General features: G+C 38.0%; 19 protein-coding genes and 3 pseudogenes. 13 read left to right on the forward strand and 9 right to left on the reverse strand.

Features of this window, described 5'->3' with window-relative positions:
* Nucleotides 1–32 precede the first annotated feature (32 nt).
* Nucleotides 33–2333 carry an NADP-dependent malic enzyme gene (locus tag ACFIJW_RS06500; protein ID WP_375633693.1) on the forward strand — a complete coding sequence of 767 codons (2301 nt, stop codon included), beginning with the start codon at nt 33–35 and terminating at the stop codon, nt 2331–2333.
* Nucleotides 2334–2399: 66 nt separating this feature from the next.
* Here ACFIJW_RS06500 and secB read toward each other — a convergent pair whose 3' ends face one another.
* Complete coding sequence (gene secB / locus ACFIJW_RS06505) at nt 2400–2876, reverse strand: protein-export chaperone SecB (RefSeq protein WP_375633694.1); 477 nt, start codon at nt 2874–2876, stop codon at nt 2400–2402.
* A 142-nt stretch (nt 2877–3018) separates the two neighbouring features.
* The gene (locus ACFIJW_RS06510; RefSeq protein ID WP_375633695.1) at nt 3019–3513 is read right to left on the reverse strand and encodes an FxsA family protein; all 495 of its coding nucleotides are present in this window, start codon (nt 3511–3513) and stop codon (nt 3019–3021) included.
* Between the two features lie 174 nt (nt 3514–3687).
* On the opposite strand from ACFIJW_RS06510, the gene ACFIJW_RS06515 reads away from it, so the two are divergent.
* On the forward strand, nt 3688–4380 hold the full coding sequence (locus ACFIJW_RS06515) for a Tim44/TimA family putative adaptor protein (RefSeq protein ID WP_375617567.1): 693 nt from the start codon (nt 3688–3690) through the stop codon (nt 4378–4380).
* A gap of 52 nt (nt 4381–4432) precedes the next feature.
* The gene (locus ACFIJW_RS06520; protein WP_375617529.1) at nt 4433–5023 is read left to right on the forward strand and encodes a Smr/MutS family protein; all 591 of its coding nucleotides are present in this window, start codon (nt 4433–4435) and stop codon (nt 5021–5023) included.
* A gap of 135 nt (nt 5024–5158) precedes the next feature.
* On the opposite strand, the pseudogene ACFIJW_RS06525 reads toward ACFIJW_RS06520, so the two are convergent.
* Together ACFIJW_RS06525 and ACFIJW_RS06530 are read right to left on the reverse strand one after the other, a co-directional pair.
* Nucleotides 5159–5407, reverse strand: a pseudogene (locus ACFIJW_RS06525) (Arm DNA-binding domain-containing protein); the annotation flags it as partial.
* Between the two features lie 527 nt (nt 5408–5934).
* Nucleotides 5935–6471 carry a GcrA family cell cycle regulator gene (locus ACFIJW_RS06530; protein ID WP_375617530.1) on the reverse strand — a complete coding sequence of 179 codons (537 nt, stop codon included), beginning with the start codon at nt 6469–6471 and terminating at the stop codon, nt 5935–5937.
* A 485-nt stretch (nt 6472–6956) separates the two neighbouring features.
* Here ACFIJW_RS06530 and ACFIJW_RS06535 point away from each other — a divergent pair, with 485 nt between their 5' ends.
* The 3 genes from ACFIJW_RS06535 to ACFIJW_RS06545 are packed head-to-tail and all read left to right on the forward strand — an operon-like array spanning nt 6957 to nt 10140.
* Nucleotides 6957–8171 (forward strand): aspartate aminotransferase family protein, encoded by a 1215-nt coding sequence (locus ACFIJW_RS06535; RefSeq protein WP_375633740.1) that lies wholly within the window; start codon nt 6957–6959, stop codon nt 8169–8171.
* Nucleotides 8168–9103 carry an ornithine carbamoyltransferase gene (gene argF, locus ACFIJW_RS06540; protein ID WP_375617531.1) on the forward strand — a complete coding sequence of 312 codons (936 nt, stop codon included), beginning with the start codon at nt 8168–8170 and terminating at the stop codon, nt 9101–9103. The genes ACFIJW_RS06535 and argF overlap by 4 nt, the downstream gene beginning before the upstream one ends.
* A 35-nt stretch (nt 9104–9138) precedes the next feature.
* The gene (locus ACFIJW_RS06545; protein WP_375633696.1) at nt 9139–10140 is read left to right on the forward strand and encodes an Hsp33 family molecular chaperone; all 1002 of its coding nucleotides are present in this window, start codon (nt 9139–9141) and stop codon (nt 10138–10140) included.
* 911 nt (nt 10141–11051) lie between these two features.
* Here the strand turns inward: ACFIJW_RS06545 and ACFIJW_RS06550 are convergent.
* From ACFIJW_RS06550 to ccmA, 5 genes and pseudogenes are all read right to left on the reverse strand, one after another.
* Nucleotides 11052–11645, reverse strand: coding sequence for a DsbE family thiol:disulfide interchange protein (locus ACFIJW_RS06550; protein ID WP_375633697.1), 594 nt, complete (start codon nt 11643–11645; stop codon nt 11052–11054).
* Nucleotides 11620–11872, reverse strand: a pseudogene (locus ACFIJW_RS06555) (hypothetical protein). The gene ACFIJW_RS06550 and the pseudogene ACFIJW_RS06555 overlap by 26 nt, the downstream one beginning before the upstream one ends.
* Nucleotides 11860–12639, reverse strand: coding sequence for a heme ABC transporter permease (locus tag ACFIJW_RS06560; RefSeq protein WP_375633698.1), 780 nt, complete (start codon nt 12637–12639; stop codon nt 11860–11862). Before ACFIJW_RS06560 ends, ACFIJW_RS06555 begins: the two are co-directional and overlap by 13 nt.
* A 46-nt stretch (nt 12640–12685) precedes the next feature.
* Nucleotides 12686–13351: a heme exporter protein CcmB gene (gene ccmB, locus ACFIJW_RS06565; protein WP_375617534.1), complete on the reverse strand. Its 666-nt coding sequence runs from the start codon at nt 13349–13351 to the stop codon at nt 12686–12688.
* 11 nt (nt 13352–13362) lie between these two features.
* Complete coding sequence (gene ccmA, locus ACFIJW_RS06570) at nt 13363–13974, reverse strand: heme ABC exporter ATP-binding protein CcmA (RefSeq protein WP_375617535.1); 612 nt, start codon at nt 13972–13974, stop codon at nt 13363–13365.
* A gap of 295 nt (nt 13975–14269) precedes the next feature.
* Between ccmA and acnA the strand changes: the two genes are divergently transcribed.
* From acnA to cyoA, 7 genes and pseudogenes are all read left to right on the forward strand, one after another.
* Entirely contained in the window at nt 14270–16957 is a 2688-nt protein-coding gene (gene acnA, locus ACFIJW_RS06575; RefSeq protein WP_375633699.1) for an aconitate hydratase AcnA, read from the forward strand.
* Between the two features lie 237 nt (nt 16958–17194).
* Nucleotides 17195–17461: a 30S ribosomal protein S20 gene (gene rpsT / locus ACFIJW_RS06580; RefSeq protein WP_273790272.1), complete on the forward strand. Its 267-nt coding sequence runs from the start codon at nt 17195–17197 to the stop codon at nt 17459–17461.
* A gap of 701 nt (nt 17462–18162) precedes the next feature.
* Nucleotides 18163–19734: a chromosomal replication initiator protein DnaA gene (gene dnaA / locus ACFIJW_RS06585; RefSeq protein WP_375611430.1), complete on the forward strand. Its 1572-nt coding sequence runs from the start codon at nt 18163–18165 to the stop codon at nt 19732–19734.
* 186 nt (nt 19735–19920) lie between these two features.
* Nucleotides 19921–21042: a DNA polymerase III subunit beta gene (dnaN, locus tag ACFIJW_RS06590; RefSeq protein ID WP_375633700.1), complete on the forward strand. Its 1122-nt coding sequence runs from the start codon at nt 19921–19923 to the stop codon at nt 21040–21042.
* A 20-nt stretch (nt 21043–21062) separates the two neighbouring features.
* Nucleotides 21063–22196, forward strand: a complete 1134-nt coding sequence (recF, locus tag ACFIJW_RS06595; protein WP_375611469.1) for a DNA replication/repair protein RecF — start codon at nt 21063–21065, stop codon at nt 22194–22196.
* Nucleotides 22197–22250: 54 nt separating this feature from the next.
* Nucleotides 22251–22704: pseudogene (aroQ, locus tag ACFIJW_RS06600) on the forward strand (type II 3-dehydroquinate dehydratase).
* Nucleotides 22705–22834: 130 nt separating this feature from the next.
* Complete coding sequence (gene cyoA / locus ACFIJW_RS06605) at nt 22835–23806, forward strand: ubiquinol oxidase subunit II (RefSeq protein ID WP_375633701.1); 972 nt, start codon at nt 22835–22837, stop codon at nt 23804–23806.
* Nucleotides 23807–23882 lie beyond the last annotated feature (76 nt).

Consider the following 23882-nt stretch of genomic DNA (forward strand, 5'->3'; position numbering starts at 1 on the left):
ATTTACACTGTTTTTGGAGAAAATAAAGTGAGATGAAAAAGAGCGAGCAGGATCAGAAAATGTCTCAAACTGTTTACAGTGCGAGCGAAAGAGAAGCTCTAGATTTTCATAGTCGTGGTCGACCAGGAAAGCTTGAGATTATTGCAACAAAGTCTATGGCAACACAGCATGATTTAGCACTTGCTTATTCACCAGGTGTTGCAGTTCCAGTTAAGGCAATTGCTCAAAATCCAGCGCTAGCTTATGATTATACAGCAAAAGGTAATCTTGTTGCTGTTATTTCAAATGGAACCGCTATTTTAGGGTTAGGCAACTTAGGGGCACTTGCCTCTAAGCCGGTCATGGAAGGCAAAGCAGTGTTGTTTAAGCGTTTTGCGGATATTGATTCCATTGATTTAGAAATTGATATAAACGATACAGAAAGTTTTATCAATTTGGTGCGCCATTTAGAACCTTCTTTTGGTGGAATTAATCTTGAAGACATTAAGGCGCCAGAGTGCTTTATGATTGAAAGCCGCCTACGCGAGATGATGAATATACCTGTTTTTCACGATGATCAACACGGTACAGCGATTATTGTTGCTGCGGGTGTTCTCAATGCTTTGACTTTAACAGGGCGCGATATGCAAAATACGCGGTTAGTCTGTAATGGTGCTGGTTCTGCAGGGATTGCTTGTATTGAATTGATTAAAGCGATGGGCTTTCGTTCCGAAAATATCATATTATGTGACACAAAGGGTGTGGTCTATGAAGGACGCAAAGAGGGAATGAATCAGTGGAAATCTGCGCATGCTATTCAAACAGATAAACGTACGCTTATGGAAGCAATGGAAGGTGCAGATATATTTTTTGGGGTTTCTGCTAAAGGTGCTCTTACTCCTGAAATGGTAAGATCCATGGCACCCCAGCCGATCATTTTTGCTATGGCTAATCCCGATCCAGAAATTACGCCGGAAGAGGTTATGCAAGTGCGTCATGATGCCATTGTCGCAACAGGACGTTCCGATTATCCAAATCAGATTAATAATGTTCTTTGTTTTCCTTATATATTTCGTGGTGCGCTTGATGTGCGTGCAAGAGTTATTAATGAAGACATGAAGATTGCTGCGGCAAAGGCTCTTGCTAATTTAGCGCATGAAGAAGTGCCTGACAGCGTTGCAGAAGCTTATCATGGAAAGCGATTAAAGTTTGGTCCTAACTATATCATCCCTGTTCCTTTTGATCCGCGTTTATTTACGGTTGTTTCAATAGCGGTAGCAAAAGCAGCAATGGAAAGCGGTGTTGCGCAAAAGAACATAGATGATTTAGAGGCCTATGAGCGCGATTTGAATGCGAGACGTGATCCTACTTCCTCGATGATGCGTGGGGTTTATAACCATGTTCGTCAAGCGCCAAAACAAATTGTCTTTGCAGAAGGTGAAGAAGAGCAAGTTATGCGGGCAGCCGTTTCCTATGTTCATCAAAAATTGGGACAAGCGATTTTGGTTGGTCGTGAAGAGCAAGTAAGAGAAGCGGCTGTTATCGCTGGAATTGATCTGGAGCGTGAAGGTATTTCTATTATGAATGCTAAGCTTTCTTGCCGTACAGATGCTTATGCGAATTATCTTTATAAAAAAATGCAGCGTCAAGGTTGGCTGTTGCGTGATTGTCATCGTCGTATCAATAATGATCGCAATTATTTTGCTGCGTGTATGGTGGCACTAGGAGATGCTGATGCAATGGTTACAGGGGTGACACGCAATTATGAAACAGCGTTGATCGATATACGTCGTGCAATTGATGAAAAACCAAAAGAACGATTGATTGGTATTTCAATGGCTATTTGCCGTGGACGAATTGTGTTTATTACGGATACAGCCGTTTATGAAAATCCTAATGCTGAAGAACTTGCAGATATAGCGGAACAAGCAGCTTCATTTGTGCGAGGATTTGGATATCAACCACGGGTAGCATTTTTAGCATTTTCTACATTTGGTTATATGAAAGGGAAGACGACGCAGCAAATTCAGGATGCGATTAATATTTTGCATGAACGCAAAGTTGATTTTGAGTTTGATGGAGAAATGAGTGCTGATGTGGCACTCAATTCCAAATTGATGCAGCAATATCCATTTATGGGATTAACGGAGCCTGCTAACATTTTGGTTATGCCTGGATATCACGCATCTTCCATTGCAAGCAAAATGTTACAAGAACTCGGTGAAGCAACCATCATTGGTCCTATTTTAATTGGATTGGAAAAATCTGTCCAAATTGTACCGTTTAGTGGAAGCGATACAGATGTTGTCAATATTGCAATGCTTGCGGCTTATCATGCCGCAAAAGTCGTCTAAAGGAAAAAAGCCCCTAATATACCAATAATATATCAAGGGGCTTTTTGATAGCAAAAAAATAAATTTTTAAGAGGGCTGTATTTGATTGTCTTTTTGTTCTTCAGAAAGACGCTTTTGGAAGAGTGCTGCAAAATCAATAGGATCAATCCACAAAGGTGGAAAACCACCACTTTGAGTAGCATCAGATATAATTTGGCGAGCAAATGGAAATAAAAGACGGGGACATTCAATAAAGACCAGTGGCATAACATGTTCTTGTGGAATGTTTTTAAGGTGGAAAACACCACCGTAAATAAGTTCTACATGAAACAAGGTTTCAGTTTCATCATTGGCTTTGACGGAGAGAGACAAAACGACATCGTAATTGTCATCACCAATTGGGGTAGCATTGACGTTAATATTGATATCAATTTGTGGTGATTTTTCACGTGCACGCAATGAACGAGGAGCACCAGGGTTTTCGAATGATAAATCTTTTAAATATTGAGTTAATACAGCAAAAACCGGCTCTCCACCACTGTTATTTATTTCACCTTCGGCCATACGACAAACCTCTCTCATTATAATATGTATATTTATTTTAGATCTAAAGACCAGATTGGTTATCACGCCTTGTAAAAGGTTGCAAGAAATGCGCTCTTTATCTTGAATATTTTTTTAGTTTGTTACAGATTTTTTAGGCATTTCAATGGTTATCATCATTTTTGCGCCATGGAGATTCTGTCGTATCATGAATTGTGTAATCTTCTGCTTTAAGATCAATTATTTTTTCAGAGTTATTTTTTCTTCTAGTATTGGGATTCATTTTGTTTTTTAATGATGCAAAGAAATGCCAAGCAACAGAGCGAATTGGTTTAATAAGAAGTAATATTCCCAAGAGATCAGTGACAAAGCCGGGAAGAATAAGTAAAATTGCACTAAACATGATGAAAGCATCATTAATAATATTATTCTCTAATGTACGTCCTTGGATAAGTTCATTTTGTATATTTTTTAAAAGGCTAATCCCTTGAATTCGCAATAAAACAACCCCAGCTATGGTTGTGAGAATAACCAAACTCAAGGTTGCCAAAATACCAATTTCTTGACCAACAAAGATAAAACCAGCAATCTCGATTAAAAGAATGCAAAGAAAGATAACAACAAAAAAACGAGGATTTATAGAATAAAGTTTTATCACATGAAAGTTTCCTTCTGGATGAGTAGGGGGAGAAATTCTTAAGAGAACTCCGTTTAAATACAAAATCTATAAAAATATTTGAATGATAAGATTCCTTATTTTACATATTTATTGATAAATGGTATTGACTGCAATGTTTATTAGAGACTTAAGCTTTGGAGATTGACAGCGCCTATGGAATTTGACGTTATACTTGTCATAGCTCTTGTTGTTATGGTTGTTATTTTTGTGCAACTCCGTAATGTATTAGGGAAACGAATTGGGTTTGAAAAGCCACCCTTTGATCCTTATTCACGACGTTCTAAAAAACAAGTTGAAGCAGAAACGGCTGATAATATTGTTTCGTTCCCTCATCAGAAAAATTCACAAAAAGACGACTTTAGTGAAATTGATAAAATTTCACCGGAGGGGAGTGTTTTGAATAAAAATTTGCGGGAATTGCATAGAATTGATCCTCATTTTTCTCCTCAACTTTTTATAAAAGGTGCACAAATTGCGTATGAAATGATTGTAATAGCTTTTGCCAAAGGTGATCGCAATCAACTTAAAAGCTTGCTTTGTCAGGATGTTTTTGAGAGCTTTTGTACGGCTATTGAGCAACGAGAAAAAAATAAAGAAAGAATAGAATTCACTTTTGTTGGAATTAATAAGATCGAATTTGTTGCGGCGGCAATACAAGAAAAAGATGAACTTTTAACGATACGTATTGTCAGTGAGATGATTTCTGTTACTTATAATGAACAGGGCGAGCGTATAGACGGTGATCCTGATGCTATTGTAGAAATCAGGGATATTTGGACTTTTGTTCGCAATAGTTTATCGTCAGATCCCAACTGGAAGCTTTTTGCTACAGAAAATGAAAATTAAAATACTTTTTGTTTTTCTTCCATAAGCATTCAATGATTTATGAGAAATTAAAATGTCCTCAAGTAAATGGAGACAAAAAATAGATTTATTGGCTCCACAAGATCGTTTTTTATGGGAGATGGTTTGTCGTACGATAACACCGCTTCACGGTAAGATGCTCTCTTCTGCTTCAGAAACTATTGCAAATATTAATGATAAAAAACAGCCTGTAACTCAAATCTCCTCATTGTCTCAGGAAAATCAACAATCCTCGACAATTATTAAAAGAGAAAAGAGGTCAGTTACACAAGCACAAAAGATTCATTTCTTTGATCATGTTGCATATCGTAAAATTTCCCAAGGTCGTTGTCCTCTTGAGGCGCGTCTTGATCTCCATGGTTATATGCAGGAAGAAGCTTATTTTTTATTAAAAAAATTTCTACAGTCCTCTCAGCAGAGAGGATTGCGTTATGTCCTTGTGATTACAGGAAAAGGACGATCCGTTGGGAGCGATGGAGCTTTGTATAGATTTGTTCCGTATTGGTTATCAACACCAGCTTTTCGATATTATGTCCACGCGTTTGAGCAAGCAGCGCGTCAGCATGGCGGAGAAGGTGCGCTTTATGTTTGGTTGCGCCGTTTTGTGTCGGGAGAAGGAAAGTGATGTTATTGTGGTCGCTCTAGATTTTATATTTATTTATACTTATAATTTATTGTTTTTGTATATTTCGTAAGAGCCTTGAATACAATATTCCCTTCTTTATAATTTTTTATAAAAAATTATAAAGATATTATTTTACATTCTACGTATTGCTTCACGCTTTTGTTTTTCGCATTCTTTAACGGGGCACATCCCTCACGCAAAACAGAATGACATTGAATTGCATATATTCACAGGCTTGTTTTAAAGAAACATCTCTCAACGCTCCCAAGCCTATTTTGCGACGGCATTCGTGAAGAGTATAACGATAAATCCATGAAGCACCCACTATCTTTATACTTAATAAAAGAGCAAGCTGGCATCATCATACACTTTGCCATCTCCCAATGTTGCAACAACCCTTTAAGTCCTTGGCACTTGAAAGCATTTATAAGAGGCATGCTTTTCTTTAAGTGTTTTTAACTCTCCACAGTTCTCATCTCGCTCGTGACGCCCAAACGAAAGATTTTGATTGATTCAATATAATAGGACTTAAAATGAGAGAGATATAGATGGATCTCATTCAGGTTGCAAAGCAATAAATTATTTTTATAAACCACAGCATTACTCTATTAAATACACGAAGAATAAAAACATGAGAAATTGAGAAACGATCTTATTCAAAAGATGTTGCTATGGATAGTGTTAAAAGCAGTACAACTAAATTAAAGAAAATTATGAAAATAAACAGTAATATAACTTTACAACACACAGCTGCGCAATAGCACCAAAAGATACAGTTTCGTTGAATAGTTTCATGAAGAAATTTTTTCATTCATTAAAAGCTCCATCAAATTTCTTTCTCATAATAATTCGATAATAAAATTTAATAACGAAGCGCAGAAGGCGTAGAATATGAGATTCTACCGTGGGTATTATACTCTTATCCGACGTCTTTCAGATATTGGTTGAAATGCTAGCTTAGCATGAAAGGCACAATAGGGGCTATTTTCATCAGAATCCGCACCACAAAAATGAAAATCTGCTGATAATGGATCGCCAACCGGCCATCTACATGTATTTTCACTCAATTGTAGAAGATTAAGTTGACGTGATATAGGCACAACGACATTGGATTTTGTGGACATATCAACTTCTTTTACATCTTCCACTACAAATTCTGTCTTTAAAGCTGTTTCTTCAATACTTACAGATGATGTGTTTATTGGCGATACCGTGGATGTGTTGCGACGCACACGTGGAGATGATGGACTGCTGCTTCCCACGGGAGTTTTTTGCGCACGCGTGCTTCCTTGTGCTGTCTTACCACGTCCTGGTAACTTTAATCGATGTACTTTGCCGATGACTGCATTTCTACTGACCCCACCTAATTGAGCAGCAATTTGACTTGCACTTAACCCTTCACTCCAAAGCTTTTTAAGAAGCTCAACGCGTTCACATGTCCAACCCATACCAGCACTCCATTCTGATTACGTCACTAAGATGCTCTCCTCCGTTGCATCTTCAAATGTTTAAATAATGTTTCATTACGCTGAATGAAAGAACTTTACACTCTACGTGAGCATAAAAAAATCATCCAACCTGTGGATTTACAAATCAAAACACATCATCTTGCTTATTATATTGTAAATTACAATATGCACTCACTCTATGACAAGAGTCTTTACCTCTTGAAGAGTTCATTTAGAATGTTTTCCCCAACTTGCAAATCAATCATAGGTTAAACTTTCACTTTTGTTTAAGGCTTTTTCCCAAAATGCTTATTTGTAGAACCCTCATTGACTTTTTTTCAATTGGTGTAATGATCTATTCTATAGGTGTAATCACTAATCGTAATGAAATGTTGAAAGCACCGTAACGAAATATACCATGCTGTTTTATTTGTAGTGTTGCTTTGTATATATATTGAAAAGACTAAAATATAAAGGGAATTATGATGGATGTCGTCTCTATACAACCACTTTATGAATGCTTCGCACGACGAAATTTGCATTTTGAACAAGGGCATGGTGTATGGCTTATTTCCGATAAAGGAGAACATTATCTTGATTTCACATCTGGTATTGCTGTTAACGCATTAGGGTATTCACATCCAAAATTAGTTGATACGCTCAAAATACAAGCTGAAAAACTTTGGCATGTTTCTAATATTTTTCAATCTCCTGAACAAGCATCTTTTGCCACGCGGCTTTGTGCAAATAGTTTTGCGGATAAGGTTTTTTTCTGCAATTCAGGTACTGAAGCATTGGAGTGCGCATTCAAAACTGCACGCCATTATTACTATGCTGCTGGTCATTCAGAACGCATTGAAATAATTACTTTTGAAGGGGCATTTCATGGACGTACACTTGCTGCACTTGCTGCGACTGGGTATGAAAAATATCTTGAAGGCTTTGGACCTAAAGCTGGTGGATTTATTCAAGTACCTTTTTGTGATGAAGTCGCTTTGCGTAACACTATTAATAAAAATACCGCCGCTATTCTTATTGAACCTATTCAAGGAGAAGGAGGAATACGAACGGTTCCTCATGAATATTTAAGATTTTTGCGCAAAATATGCGATGATAATGGTCTGTTATTGATTTTAGATGAAGTCCAAACGGGTATAGGACGAACAGGAAAGCTTTTTGCTTATGAATGGAGTGATATCACGCCTGATATTCTTACCCTCGCAAAAGGATTAGGAGGGGGATTTCCATTAGGTGCTTGCCTTGCAACGGATAAAGTTGCAAAAAGCATGACACTTGGGACACATGGCTCAACCTTTGGAGGAAATCTTCTTGGAATGGCTGTAGGAAATAGTATTCTTGATGTTTTGTTAGAGCCAAGTTTTCTCAACCATGTTCAGCGTATGGGGGATAAACTAAAAAGTGGACTTTTGTACATTCTCAATATCTATCCTGATATTATCTGCGCAGTTCAGGGGATGGGGCTTATGTTGGGTATTCAGTGTATTGTACCTTCAAATCTTGTCGTTAATGCTTTGGAAAATGAATATCTCTTAAGCGTTGCAGCCAACAACAACGTTGTGCGCTTATTGCCTCCTCTTATCATTAGGGAAGAAGAAATAGATGAAAGTTTACATCGTATTGAAAAAGCAATAGCTTATCTTTCCCAAGTAAACAAAGAAAGACAAATATCACACACATGACAAATGCTCTTCGTCATTTCACGGACTTATCCATTTTAACGCCAGCAATAGCACGTGCACTGATCGATTATGCAAAGATCCTTAAAGCATCTTTTAAAGCAGGAAAAGATTCAAAACCTTTTATAGGTAAAACACTTGCGATGATTTTTGAAAAACCATCCACACGAACCCGTATTTCATTCGATATCAGTATGCGCCAGCTTGGCGGAGATACAATCATGCTCACGGGTTCAGAGATGCAACTTGGTCATAGTGAAACCATAGCTGATACGGCGCGCGTTTTATCCCGTTTTGTGGATATAGTGATATTACGAACAACGAAACACCAACGTATGCTCGAATTGGCACAATATGCACAAATTCCTGTCATTAATGCTCTTACAGATGATACACATCCTTGCCAAATTCTAGCAGATATCTTAACCTATGAGGAGCATCGGGGGCCTATTTCTGGTAAAATATTTGCGTGGATGGGGGATGGTAATAATGTGCTCCATTCCTTAATTGAAGCCGCAGCTCTTTTTGATTTTCATTTGCGTATTGCTACTCCAAAGGGCAGTGAACCACAGGAGAAATTTATACATTGGGCACGTGAACGAGGAGCGCATCTTACACTAACCCATGATCCCCAAAAAGCGGCTCAAGATGCTGATTGTATTATGACCGATACATGGGTCTCCATGGGACAAGAATTTCGTGCTCGCAGTCATTCTATTTTTCAGCCTTATCAAGTCAATGAATCTCTCATGAAATTAGCAAAATCTGATGCTCTTTTTATGCATTGTCTTCCTGCTCATCGTGGTGAAGAAGTGGTTGATTCTGTGATTGATGGACCGCACTCCGTTGTTTTCGATGAGGCTGAAAATCGTCTTCATGCTCAAAAAGCAATTCTTTCTTGGTGTTTACAAGATGCGTTTTTCTCTCCACAATAGCCTCCTACAATAAATTATATAAAAAAGGCAAAGCTATGAGTGAACAAGCTAAAGATGAAGCCTCTCTCAACAACAACTTCTTGCATGAAGATGATAGTGTTATTCCCTTTCAAGTTGAAGAACTTGATATCCGTGGACGGACCGTACAACTTGGGGAAACTTTAAATTCTATTCTCACAAGACATCAATACCCTGAACCGGTTTCTTATCTTCTAGCAGAAGCTTTACTTTTAACGGTTCTGCTTGGAACTTCTCTAAAACTTACGGGAAAATTTATTTTACAAACTCATTCCGATGGACCAGTTAATATGTTGGTGTGCGATTTTTTGCCTCCTTCCAGTTTACGTGGATACGCTCGTTTTGATAAAGAACAGCTTAAACAAGCCATAAACAATGGTCAAACCTCTTCAGAAACACTTTTAGGAAAAGGCACTTTAGCTTTCACAATTGATCAAGGTCCCCATATGCAACCCTATCAAGGGATAGTTGCATTAGATGGATCAAATTTACAAGAAGCTTCTCGTATTTATTTTGATCAATCAGAACAAATTCCTACCGATATCCGTCTGGCTGTTGCTATATTAATTAATCGTGACCAACAAGGAAAACAGCAGAAAAGCTGGCGAGCTGGAGGTATTTTGATCCAACTTTTACCCCAAGAATCGTCTCATCATAAAATAGATGCCCCTCATCAAAAGCAAGAAGAAACGAAAACTCATACCCAATTGGATAACCAATGGCAGGAAGCTAAAATACTCATGGCAACGATTGAAAGTTCAGAATTAACAGATCCCCAAGTCGGTAGTAAACAGCTCTTGTTCCGTCTTTTTCATGAACAAGGTATTAGAGTTTTTAACCCTTTTTCTCTTGTCGATCAATGTTCTTGTTCACACGAAAAAATTAAAGGAATCCTAGAAGGCTTTTCTATTGATGAACGCAATAAAATGGTTAAAAATAAATATATTTCAGTCACATGTGAATTTTGCTCAAAAACATATTGTTTTACACCGCAAGAATTTTTAGAAGAAAAAACATAATCAAATATTTTTCATAAAAAATGATGATTGCAACAAAAGCCTATTTTATTTGCGTCATAAAAGTTTACGCATAATCTCATATGAACTTCTAGAATATTGCTTGTCTTAGAGTTTTTTTAATGTATACGAGTGATCGTTCTGTTGAGATCAGTAATTACGTCATAGAGTGCTTAAAAAAGAGTTCTCTGTAAAATATATTTTCTCCTCTCGAAAAAGCTTCTTTTGTACTTTTTACATCTCAAAAGTTTATTTCTTACAATGAATTCTTTTATAATGTTCATTGATAAATTGATTATGCACTCATAACTTATCTTCTCTGTTAAATGAGACTTTTTGATTGTAGTCATATTTTCTTACTCGAATTTATCTTATTAAGACTTAATAAAGCTTATTAGTTATAATCATAAGGGAAATTATCGAGAGAATAAGAATGTATAGATTCAATATAGACTTTATGGAGTCTATTACGAACAGATAAGTGTAATGGGAATAAATATAAAAATGACGCTGCAAAAGAGCAGATTTATTATTTTATAAAGATGAGAATAGTGGTGAAGTCCCCTCATAACAATGTGTATTTCAGATAAAAAAGCGGAGAAAAAATACTATATGATTTTGAAAACAATAGTTGGTTGCTGTCACTAAGCTAACGATGGTTCTATAGCAATATTGTTTTGTCCAAATAATCAAAAATAAAGCTCCCAAACAGATATTTAATCGCTAAAGAAAAATGAAAACTACTTAAAATTTTTGTCATATTTTGGAGGTTTGTTCTACAGATATTTCTTTACACATGTTTTTGAATCAACAATGATAATACTCTTGTCAAATCCTTCTAAGAAGAATAAGTGGCCGTATAAATAAAATAGCATACATAGCATGATAAAACGTTATGTTTTTACACACCTGCATTATTTTTCTTCTGTCATAATCGCTTGTTCAATTTTTGGTAGAATTTTTTTTTGATAAATTTGCCATGTTAAGGGACCAACATGTTTGGCAATAATGATGCTCTCTTTATTCAAGAGAAAGGTTTCTGGGGGGCCATATATTCCCCAATCAATGGCTGTATATCCTGAAATATCAAAGCCAATAAATTTAAAAGGATTACCAAAACTGTTTAAAAAGCGCAGGGCGTTTGTTTTATTATCTTTATAATTAATACCAATCAGATCAAAACGTTTATCTTGTGCAATTTGCATAAGAATAGGATGCTCTTCGCGACAGGGCAAACACCAAGAGCCCCAAAAATTGACCAATGTGACACGTCCTTTAAACTGTTTTGAATTGAGATAACTTTCTTTATCAAGAAGAGGAAGATGAATATTGGGAGCAGGTTTTTCAGCCAATGCGTTTGGGAGAAGAGAAGAATCTTGAAGGTGTTTTTTATCCATAAAGTTGAAAAAAAACATCATGAGAAGAAGAAAAAGCACAAATGGTCCCAAAAAAACAAGCAGAACAGGTAAAGATATATTTTTTTTAAGTTTTGGAGGGATGTTTTTCATTATACTTTATCTTTTTGTGACAGCTCTTTTTTGTTTAGATGTTGGAGAATTTTTTTTTGGTATAGGGCTTTGCAAAGAATATATCCAATAAGACATAAGAGGGATATTGCAGAAAGCACATAGCTTAAAACAACAATTTGCTCGTGTTTAAGGGTGCTCAGGAAAAAATCAATTTTCTGAGATAGATTTCCTAAAAGTCCGCCGTGGATGCCATTTAGGTCGAGCATGATGAAGCGTCCTGTTGTTGTACACGACGGGATTTTTTAATCTGAAGTATTCGGATATAATGACTATTGATTTCATTTCGCATAGCCATCAAATAAAGAGCAATAAACATAAAGATAAAACAAAAGAGCATTGTTATAAGGGGCCATAACATAGCATTGTCGATTGTTGATCCTCCAGCACGTAACAATGATGCTGGTTGATGCAATGTATTCCACCAATTAACGGAAAATTTAATAACAGGGATATTAACAAATCCAACAAGTGTAAGAATTGCAGTAGCGCGAGCGGCTTTTACTTGGTTGTCAAAAGCACGCCCAAGCAGGATAATGGAGAGATAGATAAAAAGCAGAATTAAAACTGATGTTAATCGTGCATCCCAAACCCACCATGTTCCCCATGTAGGTCGCCCCCAAAGCGCTCCTGTCATGAGAGCCAAGGCGGTAAAAATTGCCCCAATAGGCGCTCCACATTTAAGTGCTACATCAGCAAGATGATATTTCCAAATCAGATTTCCTAATGCCGCTGCACTCATCGTTACATAGCAGAATGTAGACAACCACGCAAAGGGTACATGAAGGTACATAATCTTAACAGTAATGCCTTGTTGATAGTCATCAGGGGAATGCATCACTAGAATAAGCCCTAAGATAAGGAAACACAATGTTATGCCGGCCAACCAAGGTAAGACGACTCTGCTTATTTTCATGAAAAGGGTGAAACTTGCAGGGAGTAACCTGATTTTATATGTACGAGATAGTTTATTCATAAAATTCATAATAGGCAGAGTTTTGCTATGCGGCAATCATCTTTTATTATTCTGATAAAAGTTTAAGCGTTATCGCAGCAACAAAAGAGCTAAAGAGACTCAAAAGAAGTGAAAAAGCGCTGAGAAGAGCTAGAGAAGTGAGAAAAGAGGTATTTGGGTTTATTGGGGCTGTAGCAGCGGAAACACCAAAAATCATAATTGGAATGATCCACGGCAAGATAATGATAAAAATAAGCAAAGTACTGTGCAACAATGAGGTTGCGAGTGCAGCGCCTATAGCACCAATAAAAATAATAGCTGGTGTTCCGCATAAAAGGGTAAGTATTGTTGTAAAAGTTATTGTTATATCTAAATGGAGCATGAGGGCTAAAATAGGTGTGGCAAAAATAAGAGGAAGCATTGTTCCTACCCAATGGGCAAGACATTTTGTAAAGACAATTAGTGTAAAACTTTGTCTTTTTCCTGAAAGGATAAATTGGTCGAGATTACCATCATCACGATCGATTTGGAAAAGTTTGTTCAGATTGAGGAGTCCTGCAAGAAGGGCTCCAAACCACAATATACCTGGTCCTATTTGTGCAAGAATTTTGGGATCTGGTCCAATGGTAAAGGGGGTTATGACAACAACAGCGATAAAAAACAATAATCCTGTTAGTGAAGTGGCTTGTAGCGCTAATAATAGTTTAAGATCACGCCAGAACAGTGCTTTCATTTTATTCTCTCCTAGAGAGGTAAAAATTTTTCCAGAGCGATGTTATGGTTTTCTGGAATGCCTATGGAATTATGAGTTGCAGCGATAATCATACCACCTTGATTGAGATGACGTTGGAAAATACGGGCAAGGAGTTTTTGGGCATGGTTATCAAGCCCAGATATTGGTTCATCTAAAATCCAAAGAGGACGATAGGAGAGCAAAAGGCGAGCAATAGCTACGCGTCTTTGTTGTCCAGTTGATAGAGCGTTAAAGGGTAAATGTTCAAGGTTAGAAAGACCAATATCGGCAAGAGCTTCATGCGCAAAACGTAAATGTTGACCGTAAAAATCTGCCCAAAATTGCAAATTATCAATGACAGATAAGAGAGGTTTCATAGCATTTTGAGGACCAAGATAATGACAAGCAGTTGCAACAGGGTATATTTGATCATGGTCTTTAAGTATTATATGACCTTCAGCAGCTTCAAGAAGACCGACAATGATTCGGAGTAATGTAGACTTTCCGATACCATTAGGACCGGTGATTGTCATAAGTTGCTGTGAAAATAAACAAAAAGAAAGACCTTTAAACAGAATTTCCTCGTTTCTGTAAGCGGCTAAATCTTTGCCTGATAACACCATGTGATTGCCTATTTTGTTTTTATTTTCATATTCTTTATTGCATTATAGAATAAAAAACACATTTTTTATGCAATTGTACCTAGAATAGTTCTAGAAATAGTTCTATAAGGGATACCTTACATCAATATCTGGTGTAAAATGGTTTCTGGCGCTGATTTCCGCATTATGCCTAGAGGGTGGAGGGGGAAATGGATGGCGGAGGTAATTGCGTCTGCGCTCAAGCTGCGACCTTGACTCGTAGTTTGTGTTGTTCATTCCTGGAAATTGGGTGGTTATAGTATGAGGGTGGACAGTCATGACTCAAATTGATAGCTTTAATTGTCGTAGAGTATTAAATGTTGGTGGCAAAGAATATATTTATTATGGCTTGATTGAAGCGGAGAAGAACGGACTTGAAGGTGTTTCTCGTTTACCGTTTTCGATGAAAGTTATTCTCGAAAATTTATTGCGATTCGAAGATGGTCGCACAGTTAAAAAAGAGGATATCTTCAATGTTGCTAAGTGGTTAAACGACAAAGGGAGCGCTGGGGCAGAAATTGCTTACCGTCCTGCACGTGTTCTTATGCAGGATTTTACAGGTGTTCCAGCAGTTGTTGATCTTTCTGCAATGCGTGATGCTATGGTTAAACTTGGCGGTAACGCTGAAAAAATCAATCCTCTCATTCCCGTTGATCTCATCATTGATCACTCAGTTATTGTTGATGCTTTTGGCAATTCCATGGCTTTTAAGGAAAACGTTGAGCATGAATATGAACGCAATGGTGAACGTTATCGTTTCCTTAAATGGGGGCAACAAGCCTTTCAAAATTTTCGCGTTGTTCCTCCAGGAACAGGGATTTGTCATCAGGTTAACTTAGAATATTTAGCACAATGTGTATGGATGAAGAATGAAGAGGGCTGTGAGACGATTTATCCTGACACCTGTGTGGGAACTGATTCGCATACGACTATGGTAAATGGTTTAGGGGTTTTAGGTTGGGGTGTTGGTGGTATTGAAGCAGAAGCAGCAATGTTAGGCCAACCTGTTTCTATGTTGTTACCTGAAGTGATTGGTTTTCGTCTAACAGGTAAACTTAAGGAAGGTGTAACAGCCACCGATCTCGTATTAACGGTGACCCAAATGCTACGTCGGAAGGGTGTTGTCGGTAAATTTGTTGAGTTTTTTGGTCCTGGTTTGGAGCATATGACGCTTGCTGATCGGGCAACGATTGGAAATATGGCACCTGAATATGGAGCAACGTGTGGTTTTTTCCCAATTGATAAGGAGACAGTGCGTTATCTCAATATGACAGGGCGTGATGAAAGTCGGATTGCCTTAGTGGAGGCTTATACCAAAGCACAAGGGATGTGGCATGATGAAATGGTGGCTCATCCCATTTTTAGTGATACAATTGAATTAGATATGGGAACCGTTGTCCCTTCTATGGCTGGTCCTAAACGTCCTGAAGGACGTATTGCGTTGGGAAATGTTGGGCAGGGTTTTGAGAAGGCATTGGTCGAAGACTATAAGAAGACTTCTGGACAAGATAAGCGTTATCAGGTTGAGGGTGAAGAATATACGCTTGGTCATGGTGATGTGGTGATCGCTGCGATTACGTCGTGTACGAATACATCGAATCCAAGTGTTCTTATTGCAGCGGGTCTTTTGGCACGAAATGCTGTGGCAAAGGGTCTTAAGAGTAAACCATGGGTAAAAACTTCTCTTGCACCTGGTTCACAAGTCGTTGAAGCTTACCTTCAAAATTCGGGTCTGCAAAAAGATTTAGATGCATTAGGATTTAACTTAGTAGGATTTGGGTGCACAACATGTATTGGGAATTCTGGTCCTTTGCATCCAGCTATTTCCAAAACGATTAATGACAATGGTATAATTGCATCTGCGGTTCTTTCAGGAAATCGTAATTTTGAAGGGCGTGTTTCCCCTGATGTGCAAGCGAATTATTTAGCTTCACCACCGTTAGTTGTTGCACATGCGCTCATCGGGACGGTGTGTAAAGATTTAACCAAGGAGCCTCTAGGTGAAGATTCAAATGGCCACCCCATTTATTTGAGAGATATTTGGCCAACTTCTCAAGAAATACAGGAGTTTATCGAAAAAAATGTCACGCGGAAGGTTTTTGCCGAAAAGTATGCAGATGTTTTTAAGGGAGATGAAAATTGGCAAAAAGTTCAGATTCCTACGGGTTCTACCTATTCTTGGGATGAGCAATCCACCTATGTACGCAATCCACCTTATTTCGATGATATGCAGAAAACACCTGATATCTTACCAGATATTAAAGATGCACGGATTTTAGGTTTATTTGGTGATAAAATCACGACGGATCATATTTCTCCTGCTGGTTCTATTAAAGCAGCTTCTCCTGCCGGAAAATATTTAATGGATCATGGTGTTAAAGTGGCTGATTTTAATCAGTATGGAACGCGTCGTGGGAATCATGAAGTTATGGTGCGTGGGACCTTTGCCAATATTCGCATTCGTAATTTCATGTTAGGGGAAAATGGTCGAGAAGGAGGTTATACGGTTCATTATCCGTCAGCGGTAGAACAAACCATTTACGATGCAGCAATGGCGTATAAACAAGAAGGTATTCCACTCGTTGTTTTTGCAGGTATTGAATATGGTAATGGATCATCCCGCGATTGGGCTGCCAAGGGAACCAATCTTCTTGGTGTCAAAGCAGTGATTGTGCAGTCTTTTGAAAGGATTCATCGCTCTAATCTTGTTGGTATGGGCATTGTCCCTTTTGTCTTTGAAGAGGGACTAAGTTGGAAATCTTTAGGCTTAAAGGGAGATGAAAAGGTGACAATTGAAGGGATTCATAACTTGAAACCTCGTCAAAAGACTGTAGCGAAAATTACTTTTTCTGATGGTACGGTAAAAACCGTTCCATTATTATGCCGTGTTGATACTGAAGATGAGCTAGATTATTTGCATCATGGTGGAATTTTGCAATATGTCTTGCGTAAGTTAGCCGTTTAAATTCTTTTGTTTGTTAAGGAATATCTATTATTAAGCTATAAAGTTGCGGATCAAAGAGTTTGGCTTCGTTTTTTTATGGCTATCTTTGAAAATCTAATTGACGTTAGCTTTAGGATTGCGCTATAAACCACACAGTTATAGGCAGCTTTATAGTTTTGCTTGGGTTGGATTTATTTATATTGGTAGAGTTGTTATTGAGACTCATTTTACCAAGGTGTTGAAAGAGAGATTATATTTATGGCGAATACACCTTCTGCTCGAAAAGCGGTGCGCAAGGTTGCGGCGCGCACACAGGTTAATAAGGCCCGCCGTTCACGCGTTCGTACTTTTATACGTAAGTTTGATGATGCTTTAGCGGGTGGCGATAAGGCATCTGCAGAGATTGCATTTAAGAATTTTGAGCCTGAAATTATGCGTGCAGTTTCTAAAGGGGTTTTTCATAAAAATGCTGCTGCGAGGAAAGTATCGCGTTTAGCTAAACGTTTGAAGGCTCTCAGCGTTTAAGCTTTTCTCCTTTAATTGAGAACAAAGCCAGTATCCATGAGGATGCTGGCTTTTTGTTTATTATTTCAAAAAGTTTCTATTGAAAATAAGAATCGATAATGATTCTCCACTTGAAAAAGGAGAGAAAGTTTATAAGGGGAGGTATGGTTATCCACAAGCTTTGTGGATTTGTACAGAGTCTTTTTTGTCAAGCATTTTATTTTTTTTTTTTAAATCTGAAGAGATTCTTTAATTATTGGTAAATTTAGAGAAAAAAAATGAATTGAATCAATATTTTTTTCAGTCCTCATTAATATAAGCATTTTTTTCGGGTTTTTTGATTTTATTTTGACCTCTTGCATTTTACCTCTGCTGTTTTGTATGGTTCTTATGAAGACTAAGAAGCATGAAGGGGTCACATCAGCGCATTATTCTGTATTTTGTTGAATACAAGATGTTTTGATTTAGGCTTTTCGAAACTTTTGTGTTGGAGAGGTTTTCTGACGGTTTTTAGTTTTCTTAATGGATATGTTTACCATTTTAGAAGGGTGGGTCATATCATGAGTGCAAGTAAATCTTATTGGTCATCTTTGTTAGTGGGGTTGTGATGAGGCTATCCTAGGGGAGGGTGAGTAATCTTATTTGGGGTAGGGCGTTTTGCCTTCGCTAGATTTATTTTAGTTGTTTGGCAGGACAAAATTTTATTTTTATCAGGATGGAAGATGGTGGATAAATTGAACTCTAAAGCTAGTTCCTTTAAAAGGGTTTCGGTAAATATCCTGTCGGCAGAGAACATAATAAAGAATAGGATGACGGAAAGTGATGAGAACGTTTGTAGAAATGCTTCTATAGGGCATTCTATTGTTTCAGAGGAGGAAAGTGCGGCGGCTTTTATACGTGTTATGGCGCAATTAAAGGTGCAGGTTGGTGTTGAGGCTTATACCAGTTGGTTTGGACGTGTGAAGCTTGCTGAATATAGTCATACTCTTGTAAAGCTTTCTGTTCCTACTGCTTTTTTACGTTCATGGATTAATAATCACTATGGTTCTCTTCTGACACATTTATGGAAACAAGAGAATTCAGCAATTCTTCGTGTTGAAGTTATTGTTCGTGGTATGGAACGCGTTTCAAGAGATGTCGTTTGTAAAAGAAGTGTTCCTCCTGTTGTGCTAGAGGAGCAGGCGACTTCATCTTTTGTTGAAAGTTGCGCAGAGCATTCAGTTAAGAATTCTCAAACGGGAGTTTTTGGATCTCCACTTGATTCTCGCTATACTTTTGAAAGTTTTGTTGAGGGGGCTTCTAATCGTGTTGCTTTAGCAGCAGCGCGTTCCATTGCAGAAGGGCATAAAAGTGCTTTGCGTTTTAATCCTCTTTTTATTCACGCATCTGTTGGCTTAGGAAAAACACATTTGCTTCAAGCGATTGCTGCTTCTGCATTGAAGCGTTTAACGTCTGCGCGCGTTATTTATTTAACTGCTGAATATTTTATGTGGCGTTTTGCAACAGCTATTCGTGATAATGATGCTCTTTCTTTTAAAGAACAGCTTCGTGATATCGACCTTTTGATTATTGATGATATGCAGTTTTTGCAGGGTAAGTCGATACAACATGAGTTTTGCCATTTGCTTAATATGTTGCTTGATAGTGCAAAACAGGTTGTTGTCGCTGCAGATCGTCCACCAGCAGAATTAGAATCGCTTGATCTTCGCGTTCGCTCTCGTCTTCAGGGAGGGGTCGCTCTTGAAATTGAAGCACCAGATTATGAAATGCGTTTGCAAATGTTGCGCCAGCGGTTGAAGGTGGCACAACAAGATGATGGCATGGTATCAATTTCTGATGATATCTTGGAATATATTGCGAAAACGGTTTTAGGGTCTGGGCGTGATATTGAAGGTGCATTTAATCAGCTCTTGTTTCGTCAATCTTTTGAGTCTGATTTATCTTTAGAGCGGATTGATGAGTTATTAGGTCACTTGACACGTCCTGGTGAACCTAAGCGTATTCGGATTGAAGAAATTCAGCGTACGGTAGCACGCCATTATAATGTTTCTAAACAGGACTTGTTATCTAATCGTCGAACACGTACGGTTGTGAAGCCACGGCAAGTTGCAATGTATTTAGCAAAAGTATTAACTCCTCGCTCATTACCAGAAATTGGGCGCCGTTTTGGTGGGCGTGATCATACAACAGTTTTACACGCTGTGCGTAAAATTGAAGATTTGGTTTGTGGTGATCAGACCTTGGCTAAGGAACTTGAGTTGCTTAAGCGGTTGATTGGAGAACAGGCTGTATAGTGTTTATCGTTTCTTTCTTTGGAGAGACTTTAAAGAATTTAATGAAAAGATTTATTTTTTCTTATGCAGGAGTGACTTGCCATTTTAAGAGAGGTTTAATAAACTCTAGCAGGCGATTCTCTAAAGGGATCTATTCTTTAATTCTAAGGAATTCTTATAGTTTTTAGTAAATCATACGGGGCTTTTATGCGTATTACAGTTGATCGCAGTCAATTTCTCAAGTCTCTTGGTCGGGTTCACCGTGTGGTAGAGCGCCGTAATACTGTTCCTATTTTATCGAATGTGTTGATTGATGCAGAAAATGTCCGTGTACAGTTAAAAGCAACAGACCTTGATTTAGAGGTTATGGAATCTTTTGCAGTTAATGTTAAACAAGCTGGAGCAACAACTGTTCCGGCACATTTGCTCTATGATATCATTCGAAAACTTCCTGATAGCAATGAAGTTGTATTATCCCTCGATGAGAATCAAGCAGGTACAATGTCCGTTGTTTCGGGTTGTGCACATTTTCAGCTTCAATGTCTTCCGAAGGCAGACTTTCCAGAGTCGCTTCCTGGGCAATTTGGTTATCGTTTTTCTCTATCGGCATCAGGCTTAAAACATTTACTTGATTGTACACAATTTGCTATTTCTACTGAAGAAACCCGTTATTATCTTAATGGTATTTATTTCCATATTATTAATGATGGTGTTTTGAAATTGCGTTTGGTTGCAACTGATGGTCATCGTTTGGCACAAGTTGAGATGGAAGCTCCTTCGGGAGTTGAGGGAATGCCTGGTGTTATTGTTCCCCGTAAAGCTGTAGGAGAATTGCAAAAACTTCTTTCAGAAGAAAATGATAGCGATGTATGTATAGAGCTTTCGGAGACAAAAATTCGTTTTTCTATAGGCTCTGTGATTTTTACATCAAAATTAATTGATGGAACATTTCCAGATTATCAACGTGTTATCCCTCTTGGAAATGATAAAGAATTAATTGTTAATAGGCAGGACTTTTCTTCTGCAGTTGATCGTGTTTCAACGATTTCAAGTGATCGGGGGCGTGCAGTTAAATTAACGATTGAGCATGGACAGTTAAGGCTTGTTGTTAATAGCCCAGATTCGGGCAGTGCAGAAGATCAATTATCAGTAACTTATGCATCTGAACCGCTTGAGATAGGATTTAATTCACGTTATCTTTTGGATATTGCTGGGCAGCTTTCAAGTGATGAGATGGTTTTTATGTTGGCTGAGGCTGGAGCACCAGCTCTGATTCGTGATAATGATGATGCGAATGTGCTCTATGTACTGATGCCTATTCGCGTTTAGGGGCAGTTGTTTTGCAATGCATGGCCAGTCATGTGCACAAAGTGGCAGTGAGGCAGCTGAAGCTTTTACGTTATCGCAATTATTCTTTTTTCAATATTCATTTTTCTGGTCAGCATGTGGTTTTTACTGGCCATAATGGTGCTGGTAAGACGAACCTTTTAGAGGCGTTATCTTTTCTTTCTCCTGGTCGTGGTTTGCGGCGTGCTGTTTATTCTGACGTTAGCTTTGTAGATGGTGGTGGTGGAGGATTTGTTGTATTTGCGCGTCTTGAATGCGCTCTTTATGGTGAAGTAAAGATTGGTACAGCTTTTGAGGTTAGCGATAACAGTCGAAAGGTCCATATTAATGGTGTGAATGAGTCGAGTGATTGCCTAACAGATTATTGTCATATTAGTGTCCTAACACCGTCTATGGATGGTCTTTTTACAGGTCCTTCACTTGAGCGCCGTAGTTTTTTGGACCGTATGGTTTTGGCGATTGATCCCTTGCATAGGCGCCGCATAGCCGATTATGATAGAGCTATGCGCGCACGTAATCGTTTGTTTTTAGATGGAAATGAAGATTGTGCTTGGTTTGATGCTTTAGAAAAGCAAATGGCAGAATTGGCGACAGCTATTTCTGCGGCGCGTGTTGATGTTATTCGTCTTTTAAATGACATGTTTACACAAATGCCCTCACAGATACCTTTTCCACGAGCTTTTTTGCAAATTGATGGTTTTTTAGAAACAGCTCTTAGTGAAATATCAGCAACTGAAGTTGAAGAACAATTTTGTGATCGATTGCGGCATAATCGCGCAATGGATCGTGCTGCTGGTCGGACGTTAGAAGGACCACATCGTGCAGATTTGCAGGTTTTTTATGCTGATAAAAATAGAGCAGCAACATCTTGTTCAACAGGTGAACAAAAAGCGCTGCTAACAGGTTTAGTTTTGTGTCATGCACGTCTAACAGGTATGATGTCGGAAAGATCTCCCATTCTTCTTCTTGATGAAATGGCTGCCCATCTTGATTCGCATCGACGTGCTGCTCTATTTGATATTCTTGATGATTTAGCTGTACAAACATTTATGACAGGAACAGATCGTCTTTTATTTGATGACTTAAAAGGACGCGCAGAATTCTTTGAGATTAAGGATGGCGCTTTATTGCCGTAAAAACATGCTAAATATTTTTTTAATAAGTGATAGATCTGAAAGAAAAGGCTTGCTATGTCAGAGATAATAACGATTTTAAATGGTCCTAATTTAAATTTTCTAGGTCAACGTGAGCCAGAAATTTATGGAACTGAAACTCTAGAAGATATTGAAAAAAGATGCAGAGAATGGGCAAAAAAAAAATGATATCATAATAAATTTTTATCAAAGTAATTGTGAAGGGCAATTAGTAGCATGGATACAAGAAGCAATAGAGGCAAGTTCTGGATTGATCATTAACCCAGCGGCTTACAGTCATACATCTGTTGCACTTCTTGATGCCCTAAAAATGTTTTCAGGGCCGAAAGTAGAAGTTCATTTATCTCATATTTATCAGCGTGAAGCTTTTCGTCACCATTCTTATACGTCTGCAGGTGTAGACGCTATCATAACTGGGTGTGGAGGTGATGGATATCGGTTTGCACTTGAGTATATTGCAAAACAATTAAGCAAAACAATTAAATTGTGATAGGTAAAGAGTAAGCGTTTAATAAGAGTAATATAGGCATTTAATTCTCTTGATAATTATTTTCAAATCTGTACAATGTGAGGTATATATTTATGACAGTTTTTAGTGCGTATGACGGGGGTAAATAGAGATGAAAAGCTTTGTTAGACAATTAGAAATGCTTGTGATTTTAGGGGGATCACTGCTTTTGTCTGGTTGTAAAATTGATGTTATGCAGCCATCAGGTTATGTTGCACGTCAACAGCTCATTTTGATCGTTGTTTGTGTGGTGGTGATGCTTTGTATTGTTATCCCAGTTATGGTGAGTGTGGTATTTTTAGCTATAAAATATCGTGCATCGAATATGAAAGCGGACTATTCTCCTGATTGGGCACATTCAAATAAAATTGAAGCATTGATGTGGGGTATTCCAGTTGTAATTGTAATGGTTTTAGGTTCATTAACAGCTTATTATACCTATAAGCTTGAACCTACAAATCCTCTTCCAGTGGAAGTTGTAGGTGAAGGAAAGCCATTACAGATTGATGCTGTTGCTCTTGATTGGAAATGGCTTTTTATTTATCCTGAATACGGTGTTGCATCGATTAATGAGATTTATGCGCCTGAAGGACGTCAAGTTTTATTGCAATTGACGTCAGAGAATTCTGTCAATGCTTTTTGGGTTCCCAAATTGGGTACTGTTCTTTACGCTATGCCGCAGATGAATGCTAAGTTGCATTTGGTCGCTGAAGAGCAAGGAGTATTCAAAGGAGCCTCAGCAAATTATAGTGGTGATGGTTTTTCGGGTATGCGGTTTAAGTGGCATTCTGTGTCTTTGCAGGATTTTGAGGATTGGATTGTAAAAGCTCGGGCTAATGGTCGAGTACTTGATCGTTCATCTTATCGTCAACTTTCTATTGCGCCTCGTATGGGTGATATTGCTGCGAAGGAAAAAGATGCTGAAGTTCGTTATTTTGCACCTGTTGAGAAGCGGCTTTACTATCGTGTTGTTAATCGATGTGTCGATGAAAAGACGGTATGTAATGAAGATTTAATGAAACGTGCTGCTGTTCAGACGCTATGGGGTGCACTATGTTCAGTATTTGATCCTGATGTTATTTAACAGAGTCAATAAAGTAAAGAGCCCTTTTAACAAAGGTTTCTTTTAAACTTGAATTTCATTTGAAATGGGTTGAGAA

It is taken from the genome of Bartonella sp. MM97QHHN (genome assembly GCF_042194285.1).
In the GTDB taxonomy this organism is placed as follows: domain Bacteria; phylum Pseudomonadota; class Alphaproteobacteria; order Rhizobiales; family Rhizobiaceae; genus Bartonella.